Source organism: Lacinutrix sp. C3R15, from assembly GCF_018860825.1.
Lineage (GTDB): Bacteria > Bacteroidota > Bacteroidia > Flavobacteriales > Flavobacteriaceae > Oceanihabitans.
In genome coordinates, this window is the sequence record NZ_JAHKPZ010000030.1 from 327837 (window position 1) to 340778 (window position 12942).

The window sequence follows — 12942 nt, forward strand, 5'->3', positions numbered from 1 at the left end:
TTGAAATAAAATCTTCAAGACGCTTTTTTTTTTAAAAGAAAATCTATTCTTTCTTTAACTCTAATTTTTCTGCAAAATAATCGCAAAAATCTTTCATAGTAGCTGTCATTTTCTCATCTTGAGTTGCTCTATTAAAAGTATTAGACATTGCTACAAGTGTTTGATGAAAAAACACTTTCATCTCATCTATAGGCATATCTTTTGTCCAAAGATCAATACGTAGCATTTCTTGTGTATTACTATCCCAAACAGAAAGCATCATTGCTTTTGCTTCTTGCTCACTAATACCTCCATCTTCTGCTGTCCACATTAATTTTTCAGGTACTCTATTTTCGTCTAACTCAACGTTTAATTCTATTTTTGATGTAATTTTAGCCATTATAATTCTGGTTTAAATCTTGATTTATTAAATATTTCTTCGGCAGTATTTGTAAGCATTTCTTTTAAAGAAACATCATTATTTTGCATATAGGCACGTACAATTTGCCATCCTATATATTGTCCTATTCTTCCTGGTGATTCTTTATCAATTTCTACTAAATTAAATTTTGAAAAAGGCGCTTCGGTTATAAACCTATTTACCAATTTAGTATCTGTACTAAACAACAATTCACGCTCTACAAAATAACTCCATATCTGTGCTTCATTAGCCTTTGACCAGTTGAATTGCTCTTGTGTATAGCCAATTTTTTCTGCATCTGTTTTAAACGGAATCATGATGTCTTTAAAGTACAATTGCTTACCAAAGTAAATCATTTCATCTAAAAAGGTCTTATTTTGTTTCGGAAAAATATAATTTTCAGCATATTTTGAAGCAAAATCTACAACAATTTGATTTTCGGTAAAATTAGCAGCTAAATATTTTTGAATACCATTGTAAAAAAAATGATCACTTCCTAAATACGTATCAATAGAAATAAGCGAAATAGTATCTGTAACAATTACTTTATTTCTATAATCTACAAAAGATGTTGCGCTTACCAATCGTGGTATTTTAAATTCAGGAAAATAATATTTTACATGCTGAAAAAAGCTTTTCATCTCTGCCTCTACCAAATCAAGGTTAGGATACACTTTTTCTACCTCTTTATTTAACTCTATTTGTAAGGTATCCTGCATTTTAGCTATCCAAAAAGAATCTGCATATTTTTTTGAAAACATAAAAGGAAATGCATCTTTTAGTTTTTGCAATTCGGTTGGTTTTGCATGAGCAAATGCCAAATCAAAGCGCTCAATAGCAACAGACATTTCCATATTCGAAATTTCTTTTTCTAAACCAGCATCCTTTTTACAGGAAACGCATAAAAAAGCAACAAAAAGAAATAAAAATATATTCTTCATTAACTTATTTTTATTTAAAGTGATATTGAATTATTTTTGTTAGGCAAAGGTACTATTCTTTGTTTTAAAATCTTTATAAAATGCAAACAGAAAAAGTAGTAGATCATATTGTAAAATGGTTAAAAGATTATGCAACAAAAGCTAATATTAAAGGATTTGTAATAGGTATTTCTGGCGGAATTGATTCTGCAGTAACCTCTACCTTATGTGCAAAAACTGGATTAGATTTGTTATGCTTAGAAATGCCCATTCATCAAGCCGAATCACAAGTATCCAGAGCTTTAAACCATATTGATTGGCTTAAAACCAATTTTGATAAAGTAAGCATGACACAAGTGCAGCTAACTCCTGTTTTTGATAGTTTAGTAACTGCTTTACCTCCTGTAGAAAACGAAGAAGACCGTTTTATGTCTTTAGCCAATACTAGAGCACGTTTACGTATGACAACCTTATATTATTTTGCAGCCCTAAATGGCTACTTAGTGGCTGGTACAGGAAATAAAGTAGAAGATTTTGGTGTCGGTTTTTACACCAAATATGGTGACGGAGGTGTTGATTTAAGTCCGATTGCAGATTTATTAAAAACCGAAGTTTATGAAATAGCAAAGTATTTAGGAATTCATCAAGAAATCATAGAAGCAGCTCCTACAGATGGGCTTTGGGGTGATGACAGAACAGACGAAGACCAAATTGGTGCAACCTACCCAGAACTAGAATGGGCAATGCAAATGCATGATGAAGGTAAAACCGAAGATGATTTTACTGGCAGAGAAAAAGAAGTTTATAAAATATATAAAGGATATAATTCTGCTAACAAACACAAGATGGTTGCAATTCCTATTTGTACGATACCAAAAGATTTAAAATGATTTATTTTCTTTTTACGTAAGAATTCACTACTTTTACTTAACGACTAATAGCAAAACGTCTGTTGTTTTCTTCAACAGTTATAACAAATTTAAAAAATTAAAGTTATGATTAAACTGTTGGTAGTAGACCATCATCCTATAATTAGGAAGGGTCTAGATCTACTATTTATTACGTCGTCTAACATTCAAGTTGTTGGTTCACTAGATGATGGTGAAGCTATTTTTGAATTCTTAAACAAGAATAAAGTAGATATTATTATTTCTGAAATTGACTTACCTAAGCTTAATGGCATTACTGCTTTAAGAAGGCTTAACAAAGAACATCCTGATGTTAAAGTTATTATATTTAGCGCACAGCCTGAAGAGGTGTATGCTATGAATACGATAAAAGCAGGTGCTTCTGGGTATTTATGTAAAACGGCTAATATTATAACCATTAAAGAGGCTATTTTAAAAGTATATGGTGGTGATATTTACTTAAGCAATAACCTTGCGCAACGCTTGGCTATTGGTAAACGCGTTAGCAGATCTGGTAATTTTTACAAAAAACTTTCTACAAGAGAAATCGAAGTTTTAAAGCTCATCTCATCTGGTAGAAAAAACAAAGAAATTGCTATAGAGCTTAATATTAACGAAAAAACGGTTAGTACTTACAAAGCGCGATTAATGAAAAAGCTTAACGTTACTAATATTGTAGACCTAATAAATAGAGCTAAGTTATTAGAGTTATAATACTCTATTTAATTTTCTAGATAGAAGCATCTTTAAACTAGAGTAATCTTTTACTTCTTCTAAAATGCTTCTGTTTACTTCCGATTTGTTAGCAAGTGTTTGTTGCATAAATTCAGTAACCTTTTTGTCTATTAAAAAGCAACGTAAACTTAAAATAGTTTCACTAACCAATTGTGAAATAGTTTGATTTTTCTCTTTTGGAAATATATTTTTACTATGCCAATCTGATAAACTGTAACGTTCATCTTCCATTAAAATAGAAGAAATCTCATTAGCTACATCTTGACTTACGGTATTTACAAATTGCTTTAATGCAAAATCTGGATTTTGATTTAAAGTATCTATTATAGTGTAATACAAATTTTTAAACTGCTCATTGGTAAACTCCATTTCATCATCTTGCAGATCTAAATAAATTTTTTCAAAAACTTTAGTTTCGTGTTTTACAGGCTCAAGAATTAATTCGTTTTTGTCATTTTCTTGTAAAACTAAATCTTCAAACAATTCGGTTTTGTTTCCGTAAAGCAAAAGTATTTCAATAATTTTTCTTTCCAATATATATTGTACATCAACCTTTTTTTCGGGTTGTTTATGCTTAATAACTTCAAATGCTTGCTGTGCTTGTGCCTGTTCTTTGTGTGTTTCTTGAACGTCTTTATTGGTTATTTGCGCCAAGGTAGTAAACAAAACTTGCTCACTAATATCCATGATTCTAGAACACTCTTGAATATAGATTTCCTTTTTAATTCTATCCGGAATTTTAGCAATACTATTTACAATATCACGTATAGTATCAGCCTTTTTTATAGGATCATTTTTAGATTCTTCATACAAAACCGAAGCTTTAAATTGAATAAAATCTTGTGCATGATTTTTTAAATAGTCACTTAATTCGTCTAAAGAATTTTGTTTCGCAAAACTATCTGGATCTTCCCCTTCTGGAAATGTACAAATTTTTACATTCATACCTTGTTCTAAAATTAAATCAATTCCGCGAAGCGAAGCACGTAAACCTGCTGCATCTCCATCAAAAAGAACCGTTATGTTTTTAGTAAGTCTATTAATTAATCGAATTTGGTCTGGTGTTAAAGCAGTACCAGAAGACGAAACTACATTATGAATTCCTGTTTGATGAAACTGTATTACATCTGTATACCCTTCAACCAAATAACAATTATCTTCTTTTGCTATACTCTGTTTTGCCTGATAAATACCATACAACACTTTACTTTTATGGTAAATATCACTTTCTGGTGAATTTAGGTACTTGGCTGCTTTTTTATCATTGGTTAAAATTCTTCCGCCAAAACCAAGTACACGACCACTCATACTTTGTATAGGAAACATGACACGTCCTTTAAACCTATCAAAACGCTTATCTCCTTTAACAATAGTTAAGCCTGTCTTTTCTAGAAATTCTAGCTTATAGGCTTTTTTTAAAGCTTCGTCTGTAAAGGCTTGCCACTCATCTAATGAATATCCTAAAGCAAACTTTTTTATGGTTTCATCAGTAAAGCCACGTTCTTTAAAATAGCTTAAACCAATAGCTTTACCTTTGTCTGTTTTAAGTAAAACATTCTGAAAATAGGTACTTGCAAATTCACTTACTAAATATAAACTTTCGCGTTCGTTAGCTTGTTCTTTTTGCTCATTGCTTTGCTCTGTTTCTTCTATTTCAATATTGTACTTTTTAGCCAAATATTTTATAGCTTCTGGATAGGTAAAATGCTCATGTTCCATTAAAAAAGCAACGGCATTTCCTCCTTTTCCGGTACTAAAATCTTTCCAGATTTGTTTTACTGGAGACACCATAAAACTTGGTGTGCGCTCTTCACTAAAAGGACTTAAGCCCTTAAAGCTACTTCCCGATTTTTTTAAATGTACAAAATCACCTATTACCTCTTCTACTCGTGAGGTTTCAAATACTTGGTCTATGGTGGATTTTGATATCAATAGTTGAAGATTTTAGCTTGCGCTGAATTAGTTTGTAAATGTACTATAAAAGATAATGTTTTAAAAATTATTGTAAGTAGGATACATTGATTTTTAGAAAACTTTTAGCTTTAAACGGAAGCTATAAAGTATGCTAAAATTAACTACAAAATAAAATATTTCTCTAATGTAACATAAGTAACATTTCAACCTAAAAACCAATCGTATTTTTACGATAAGAAATATGAAAAGAAATTTAGAACATATTAAATACAAAGAAGACACCAAAACTTTAGCCAAATTTGCTAAAGCATTAGGTCATCCTACTAGAATTGCCATTTTAAAACATCTTGAAAAACAATCTTGTTGTTTTACTGGTGATTTAGTAGATGTTTTTCCTTTGGCACAGTCTACTATTTCACAACATTTAAAAGAGCTAAAAAATGTAGGTTTAATTCAGGGTGAACTAAAACCTCCAAAAATAAAATACTGTATTAATCAAACAAACTGGAAGATTGCAAAATCCTTATTTCAGCAATTTTTTGATTGATATTTTTCTATTAACCTTATCGTTTATTTGCGATAAACAAATTAAAATAATATGAGTAAAGTAATTAAAATATTAGGTACTGGTTGCCCTAAATGTAAGTCTATGACAAAGGTTGTTACTGATGTAGTTTTAGAAAATAATATTGATGCAACTGTTGAAAAAGTAGAAGATATTATGGAAATCATGAAATTTAATATCATGACTACACCTGCATTAGCAATAGACGATGTAATTACCATAAAAGGGAGAGTTCCATCAAAAGAGGAAGTTTTAGATCTTTTACAATAGAAGATTCTAGTTTAATATACCCAAGCCTCTGTCAAAACAATCAAAGTACAGAGATGCAAACAAAAACAATAATATAGATTTGGTTCTGCCATAAAAAAAGCAGAAAACAAGCCAAACTTTACTAAAATGTTCTTGTTGTATTAGAGGTTTACATACTATAACTTAAAAATTAGTCAAGAATAGATAATAGTATCTACTATTAAAATCTTTTTAAAAAAAGATAAAAAAACTCAATAACAACCTATTAAAATTTAAAAAAGTGTTTGATTGGTTACAAAATTTTGCAGATTGGTTAATATATTCTGTTTTTAATATAGGAGCAGAAACACACTTAGGAACAGCTTTAAATTTCTTTGTGTTTGATACCATTAAAATTCTTATTCTGCTATTCATTATTGTTTTTATCATGGGAATAGTGAATGCGTACTTTCCTGTTGAAAAACTAAAAGACTATTTAAACAGAAAAAAACTATATGGTTTAGAATACCTTTTTTCTTCTGTTTTTGGAGCAGTAACGCCTTTTTGTTCTTGTTCTTCGGTGCCTTTATTTATTGGTTTTGTACAAGGAGGAATTCCGTTAGGAGTTATTTTTTCATTTTTAATTACTTCACCATTAGTAAATGAAGTAGCTGTTGCCATGTTTATAGGAATGTTTGGTTTAAAAGCTACCTTAATTTATGTGGTATCTGGTATTTTATTAGGAACATTTGGTGGTTGGCTAATGGGGAAATTAAATCTAGAACATTTACTATCTGATTGGGCAAAAAAGATTCTTGAAAACAAAATGCAACATCCAGAATACCAAGAGGAAAAATTAACCTTTTACCAACGATTACCTGAAATTACACATAGCGCATGGGATATTGTAAAAAACGTATTACTCTATGTTATTATAGGAATTGCTATTGGTGCAGCCATGCATGGCTATGTTCCCGAAAACTTTTTTAACACCTATTTAGGTGGTGGGCAATGGTGGACAGTTCCGTTAGCTGTAATACTAGCTGTGCCAATGTATGCAAATGCAGCAGGAATTGTTCCTGTAATTCAGGTTTTTGTAGCAAAAGGAGTGCCTTTAGGTACTGCAATTGCATTTATGATGGCAACAGTAGGTTTATCTATTCCTGAAGCTACTTTATTAAAAAAAGTGTTATCCATAAAGTTAATAGCTATATTTTTTGGAGTTGTAACACTCTGCATCATCCTTTCTGGATATGTATTTAATATATTACTATAAATAACAGCAGCATTAAAAACACATTTTAAATAGTATTATCACTTTCTAAAAAAACAGAAGATTAACACTAGCAATTAAAACAAATAACAATGAGTAAAATAATCAAATTTAGCAGCATTTTAACTATAGTTTTTATGCTAACAGCATGTAGTGAAAAAAGTAAAAATGAAAATCAATCTTTAGATACTTCTATTTCAAAAATAGAGGTTATAGACTTTCACTCTACACACAGATGTATGACATGTAAAGCCATAGAAGCAAACACAAAATACACACTAGACACTTATTTTTCAAACGAATTGAAAACAGATAAAATCTCCTTTCAAGTGATTAACGTAGATGAACAAGCCAACGAAAAAATTGCTGAAAAGTTTGAAGCTTCGGGTACAGCATTATATATGAATGTGATAAAAAATGGAAAAGAAAATAAAATTGATTTAACCGAATTTGCCTTTATGGAAGGAAATGATCAAAAAGCATTTTCAGAAGCACTAAAAAATAAAATTGATACTCAATTAAAAACGCTCTAGTTCCAATACAACCTAACACATTAAATTTTTATAATGGATTTTTTAAAATCTCTTTTAGAGAGTTATAACATTCCTATTGTATCTGCTTTTATACTCGGATTAATGACAGCCATTAGCCCTTGTCCTTTAGCCACAAACATTACTGCAACGGCATATATTTCAAAAAATATTTCCAGCAAGAAAAAAGTGTTTTTAAGCGGATTGCTATATTCTTTAGGAAGAGGATTTAGCTACACAACCATTGGGTTACTATTGTATTTTGGGGCAAGCAAATTTCATATTGCACGCTTTTTTAATCAAAATGGCGAAAAATATTTAGGACCATTATTAATTATCATTGGTTTAATTATGCTAAACGTTATTAAACTCCATTTTTTAGGAAAAACAAATTTTCAAGAAAAGCTATCCGAAAGATTTAAAGATAAAGGTTTATTTGGTTCTTTTTTAATAGGTGTTGTGTTTGCTTTAGCGTTTTGCCCATATAGTGCGGCATTATTTTTTGGCATGTTAATACCAATAACAATTGCTTCTGTAGACGGACTTTACTTACCAATAATATTTGCATTTGGCACAGGATTACCTGTCATTCTTTTTACTTATTTATTAGCCTTTACAGCTGGAAAAGTTGGCCAATTTTACAACAAAATAACAAAAATTGAAAAAGTGATGCGTAATATTGCAGGCGCTGTTTTTATAGTAACAGGCTTGTATTATGTTGCTATTTTTACTGGACTATTAAAATAAGTAGCAGCACTTTGTTATACTCTTTTTTTTATTGTTCAACTAACTGTAACTAATGTAGTAACAATTTAGTTGCTACTACCAACCTGTTTTCCAAAATTTTCTTCTAACTTGCTTACACATAACCTTAATGAGCTGTAAAACAACCACATACAATTTTGGTTTTTAGCTACATAAAAAGAAAGTATGAAAACACGAGAAAATACCATCGCAATAAACAAAGCTGATTTTCAAAAAATTGGCTATGAACTTATTAATACTATTTCAGATTTTTTTGACGAAATCCCTAAAAAACCAATCACAACGAGTAAGACTCCTAAAGAATTACAACAATTATTAGAGCATTCTGCCTTACCTGAAAACGGATTAGAAGCAGAAAAACTAATAGCTAATGCCTCTAAACTATTAATTAACAACTCTTTATTTAATGGCCATCCTAAATTTTTTGGCTATATAACATCTTCTGCTGCTCCTATTGGCGCTTTAGCAGATTTACTAGCTGCTGCTATAAACCCAAATGTTGGCGCACAAATATTAAGCCCAATAGCCACAGAAATAGAAAAACAAACGATTCAATGGTTAGCTGAATTTATTGGTGTATCACCCAATTACGGAGGAGTTTTAGTAAGTGGAGGTAATATGGCTAATTTTACAGCCTTTCTGGCTGCAAGAACAGCAAAAGCACCAAAGGATATTAAAGAAAATGGACTTTTAAACACCTCTAAACAATTATTGATTTACTGTTCAAAATCTACACATACTTGGATTGACAAAGCAGCTATTTTATTTGGACATGGCACTAAATCTGTTCGTTGGATACCAACAGATACCTCAAATAAAATGAACATTAGCATTTTAGAACAAACCTTAAAAGAAGATTTAAAAAAGGGGCTTCAGCCATTTCTGGTTGTTGGTACAGCTGGCGATGTAAGTACAGGTGTTGTAGATAATCTAGAAGCTATTTCTGCTATTTGCAAAACCTATAATTTATGGTTTCATATCGATGGAGCTTATGGTGTTCCTGCTGCAATTATTCCAGAATTAAAGAAAATGTTTCAAGGTATAAAAGAAGCAGACTCTATTGCATTAGATCCACATAAGTGGTTATATAGTCCTTTAGAAGCAGGTTGTACTTTGGTAAAAAACCCAAAACATCTTATTGACACTTATAGCTCCCATCCGGAGTACTACAACTTTAGTTTAACTGAAGAAGGAGGATCCTTAAATTATTTTGAATACGGACTACAAAACTCTCGCGGATTTAGAGCTTTAAAAGTTTGGCTTGCATTACAACAATTAGGGAAAAATGGTTATATTAAATTGCTTAGAGAAGACATAGAATTATCAAAATATTTTTATACGTTAGCAAAAGAACACCCTGAATTAGAAGCAATTACTCAAAATTTAAGTATTGCAACATTTAGATATGTTCCTAAAAATTTTAAAGAAAACAACACCTATTTAAATACGCTTAACGAAACCTTGTTAGATGCATTGCAAAAAGGAGGTGAAATGTTTTTATCTAATGCCATAATTGAAGGTAAATACAGTTTAAGAACCTGTATTGTAAATTTTAGAACTACACAAAAAGACATAAAAGAGTGTATTGAAATAATAGTAAAAGAAGGCAGAAAAACACATTTAAAACTACAAACTAACAAACACTAAAGTAACTTTTATGAAATATATAATTAAAGCAAGTGCAACTGCTAAAAAAGATGCAACAATACAGGTAAAACAGTCTGCTATTGATTTTGGTACTACTCCAGAGTCTGCAGATAGCTTACCAAATCCAGCCGAATTATTTTTAGGATCCTTTGCTGCCTGTGTTTTAAAAAATGTAGAACGTTTTTCTGATTTCATGCATTTTGAATACACAAATGCTGAAATAACAGTAAACGCAATACGCCTTGAAAAACCTCCAAGAATGGACCAAATACATTATGGATTAACAATATATAGTAAAGACAACATAAACATGGATTTACTTAAAAAAAACATTGAAAAATTTGGCACTATTTTTAACACTGTAAAACGTTCTTGTGCCATCACTGGAGAAATAAAACAGGTAAATAATTAACAATAATAGCGCACTAATCTTTTTAATAAATAGCAAGAGGTAACTTGACTGTATATGGAAACCATTTTTAATCAAGGATAACATTCTATAAAATTAAAAAAGCACCAAATTGGTGCTTTTTTTCAAGAAACTAATTCTAAAGAGGATTACTAATTAATCTAAATCAAATCGTAATCCTAGAGAAATATTGTTTTGGTCTATTGCCTGATCTTTAAATAAAGGAGATAAGTCATACTTAGCATAAAGTGCTACATTACCAAAAGACACATAACTACTAACACCATAAACAAAAGGATTAGCGTTTAAATCTGTTTCTTTATCCTTTTCTCTATTACCATCTAATTTGTATTTTATTTTATGCATAGAGCTTAAGTTTACTCCTGCATAACCACCAACACCAATTTTAAATTTATTATACGTAGAGTATCTAAAGTACGTATCTCTTTCTATTTTTTTTGATGGTCCAAATTCAAAATGTATTGGCACAACTAAATTTGTAGATCTAAACTTAGATTTCTTTAAGTTAAAAGAACTTGTTTCTAAAGAAACAACACCATCATTTTCTGTTAAGAATTGATCCTCTTTTACATTTAGTTTATTCCATTGTACAGAGAGCCCATATTTTAAACGTACTGCATTGGTGTTTTTAAAAAGTCGCGTTTTCCATGCCCAACCTAATTCTATAAATCCAGAACCACCAAGTTTATATGGAGAGTCACTTAAAGATTGCCCTTCAATTATAGCATTATTAAATCCTATAGCAAAAACCATATCACTTGTGGTACGTTTATCATAAACCTTTGGTGTTGCTTTATCTTTTGGTCCAATATAAATGCCTCCTTTATCAAATTCATCAGAATCTTCTCCCTTTCCTATTTGAATTACCATACCATCTAGATTTGCTCCAACATCTGAGGTTACTTTTTCGTTTCGCTCTAAAAGCGCTATCTTATTATCTATAATTGCTATTCTGTTTTCAATATTTAAAGCGTGTTTTTCTGCTTCCTTTTGCTTTAGTTCTTCGGCTTCTTCATTGGTTATTTCACCATTATCTAATTTGTTATTTATGGCAGCAACAGCTTCTTTTAAAAATTCTTTTTCTTGTAATTTTACCTCTTCTTTTTTAGTTTCTAAATATTCTATTTTTAAACCATTAGGGTTTTCTTGTGCCATAGCAAATGGTGTAGCACACACTAAAATAATACCGATTACGTATTGGGTTATTGTTTTCATTTTGTTCGTTTTTTAATGATAATTTATATTACTTATTTCTAGTTGTAACTGCTGTTGTTGCTGTTTTAAAATTCTTTTCAATTACTTTAAACAATTGCGTTCTTAATGAAGGAGGCATTTCTGTTTCAACAGCTTCTAGTAATGTGTTTGCATTTACAGAAACAGACTTTACAGCATGTGTATCTGTTAACTGTATCTTTTTAGTTGCAGCCGCTAAGAGCGATTCTATTTCAGATTCAGATGTTTTTAAGGTTGCAATCTGTGTTTCATCTTTAGTAGAAGCATCCATTATATTGGTTGTAACAGCCACAGTTTCCTCTATATCTGGTACAAGATTATTTAATGTTCGCGGTGTTTCCTCCTCCTGTTTTTTTGCTACAGCAACAACTGCTTGTTGTTTTTCTTTTCTATTCCTTTTTACTGTTGTATTTGTTATTGTCTGGCTGTTTTTATTTACTTCTATTATATTTTCTTTTGCGCTTTCTTTTAAAGTTTCTTGTACTATTTCTTGCGATTTTTTTATTATTAAAGGAGTTTTAACAGAATTCGTTAACACCTCTTTTTCCATTTCTACAACTGTTGTCGAAACACCTGAATTGGCATTATTATAATTTACAAATTGCTGTGTAACAAACAAAATACCAACAATACTTGCAGCAATACCAAACCACCAAAACTTGGTTTTATTTTGTTTTTTAGCATCTGCATGTAATTGTCGCTCTAAACTTGCCCAAGCATTTGCAGAAGGTTCCAGCGTGCGCTTTTCTAGCTTTTCTTTTATATTTTCTTCAAATTTAATTGGTGCCATAACCTGTAGTGTTTAATGCTTTAATTTTTTGCTGAAGCGCTTTTCTAGCTTTAAATAATTGTGATTTAGAAGTATTTTCTGAAATACCCAAAATTGCTGCTATCTCCTGATGCTTATACCCTTCAATAGCATACATGATAAAAACTATTTTATACCCTTCAGGTAACTCATCTATGAGTTGCTGAATTTGGGCAACTTCCATATTGGTTTGCATATTATTAGTAGCATGTACAGCTTCTACTGCTGCGTCTTCAGAAAATACAATTTGCTTTTTCTTTCGTAAATAGGAAATAGATTCTCTAACCATGATGCGCCTAATCCAACCTTCAAAACTACCTTGTTTTTTAAAACTTTTTAAATTTTGAAATACTTTGAAAAACCCGTTTAACATGGCTTCTTCTGCAAACTGCGTATCTTTAATATAATAACGACAAACGCTTAGCATTTTTGGTGCATGCAATTGAAACAATACGTGTTGGGCTTCACGATTGTTTTTAATTGCTTTTTTAATAAGCAAGGCTTCGTTTTTATGCAGTTGAATAACTTTCAAAATATTGCGTACGTTTTAGCTTCTATTTATAAAGACGCAAAAAGAATAAGAAAG

Annotated in this window: 15 protein-coding genes; 9 read left to right on the plus strand and 6 right to left on the minus strand. The window is 30.6% G+C overall.

Annotated features, from left to right (window positions below; translation table 11 throughout):
* Window positions 1-43: 43 nt before the first annotated feature.
* Window positions 44-379: a gliding motility protein GldC gene (gene gldC / locus KO494_RS10120; RefSeq protein WP_215967485.1), complete on the minus strand. Its 336-nt coding sequence runs from the start codon at window positions 377-379 to the stop codon at window positions 44-46.
* Window positions 379-1341 carry a gliding motility lipoprotein GldB gene (gene gldB / locus KO494_RS10125; RefSeq protein WP_215967486.1) on the minus strand — a complete coding sequence of 321 codons (963 nt, stop codon included), beginning with the start codon at window positions 1339-1341 and terminating at the stop codon, window positions 379-381. Before gldB ends, gldC begins: the two co-directional genes overlap by 1 nt.
* Before the next feature lie 80 nt (window positions 1342-1421).
* On the opposite strand from gldB, the gene nadE reads away from it, so the two are divergent.
* Both nadE and KO494_RS10135 read left to right on the plus strand, forming a co-directional pair.
* Entirely contained in the window at window positions 1422-2210 is a 789-nt protein-coding gene (nadE, locus tag KO494_RS10130) for an NAD(+) synthase (protein ID WP_215967487.1), read from the plus strand.
* Between the two features lie 105 nt (window positions 2211-2315).
* Entirely contained in the window at window positions 2316-2942 is a 627-nt protein-coding gene (locus tag KO494_RS10135) for a response regulator transcription factor (protein ID WP_215967488.1), read from the plus strand.
* On the opposite strand, the gene dnaG is transcribed toward KO494_RS10135, so the two are convergent.
* Window positions 2937-4895, minus strand: coding sequence for a DNA primase (dnaG, locus tag KO494_RS10140; RefSeq protein ID WP_215967489.1), 1959 nt, complete (start codon window positions 4893-4895; stop codon window positions 2937-2939). The genes KO494_RS10135 and dnaG overlap by 6 nt on opposite strands.
* Window positions 4896-5118: 223 nt before the next feature.
* Between dnaG and KO494_RS10145 the strand changes: the two genes are divergently transcribed.
* The 7 genes from KO494_RS10145 (at window position 5119) to KO494_RS10175 (ending at window position 10297) form a co-directional block, all read left to right on the plus strand.
* Window positions 5119-5424 (plus strand): helix-turn-helix transcriptional regulator, encoded by a 306-nt coding sequence (locus KO494_RS10145; RefSeq protein ID WP_215967490.1) that lies wholly within the window; start codon window positions 5119-5121, stop codon window positions 5422-5424.
* 51 nt (window positions 5425-5475) lie between these two features.
* The gene (locus tag KO494_RS10150) at window positions 5476-5712 is read left to right on the plus strand and encodes a thioredoxin family protein (RefSeq protein ID WP_215967491.1); all 237 of its coding nucleotides are present in this window, start codon (window positions 5476-5478) and stop codon (window positions 5710-5712) included.
* 259 nt (window positions 5713-5971) lie between these two features.
* On the plus strand, window positions 5972-6946 hold the full coding sequence (locus KO494_RS10155) for a permease (protein WP_215967492.1): 975 nt from the start codon (window positions 5972-5974) through the stop codon (window positions 6944-6946).
* Window positions 6947-7035: 89 nt separating this feature from the next.
* On the plus strand, window positions 7036-7476 hold the full coding sequence (locus KO494_RS10160) for a nitrophenyl compound nitroreductase subunit ArsF family protein (protein ID WP_215967493.1): 441 nt from the start codon (window positions 7036-7038) through the stop codon (window positions 7474-7476).
* A gap of 33 nt (window positions 7477-7509) precedes the next feature.
* Window positions 7510-8220, plus strand: coding sequence for an aromatic aminobenezylarsenical efflux permease ArsG family transporter (locus KO494_RS10165; protein ID WP_215967494.1), 711 nt, complete (start codon window positions 7510-7512; stop codon window positions 8218-8220).
* A gap of 183 nt (window positions 8221-8403) precedes the next feature.
* The gene (locus tag KO494_RS10170; protein ID WP_215967495.1) at window positions 8404-9885 is read left to right on the plus strand and encodes an aminotransferase class V-fold PLP-dependent enzyme; all 1482 of its coding nucleotides are present in this window, start codon (window positions 8404-8406) and stop codon (window positions 9883-9885) included.
* 10 nt (window positions 9886-9895) lie between these two features.
* Window positions 9896-10297, plus strand: a complete 402-nt coding sequence (locus KO494_RS10175; protein ID WP_215967496.1) for an OsmC family protein — start codon at window positions 9896-9898, stop codon at window positions 10295-10297.
* Between the two features lie 153 nt (window positions 10298-10450).
* On the opposite strand, the gene KO494_RS10180 is transcribed toward KO494_RS10175, so the two are convergent.
* From KO494_RS10180 to KO494_RS10190, 3 genes are read right to left on the minus strand one after another with little or no spacing between them, the layout of a single operon-like run.
* Window positions 10451-11530, minus strand: coding sequence for a hypothetical protein (locus tag KO494_RS10180; protein WP_215967497.1), 1080 nt, complete (start codon window positions 11528-11530; stop codon window positions 10451-10453).
* 28 nt (window positions 11531-11558) lie between these two features.
* Window positions 11559-12338 (minus strand): hypothetical protein, encoded by a 780-nt coding sequence (locus tag KO494_RS10185; RefSeq protein ID WP_215967498.1) that lies wholly within the window; start codon window positions 12336-12338, stop codon window positions 11559-11561.
* Window positions 12325-12888: an RNA polymerase sigma factor gene (locus tag KO494_RS10190; protein WP_215967499.1), complete on the minus strand. Its 564-nt coding sequence runs from the start codon at window positions 12886-12888 to the stop codon at window positions 12325-12327. The genes KO494_RS10185 and KO494_RS10190 overlap by 14 nt, the downstream gene beginning before the upstream one ends.
* Window positions 12889-12942: the final 54 nt, after the last annotated feature.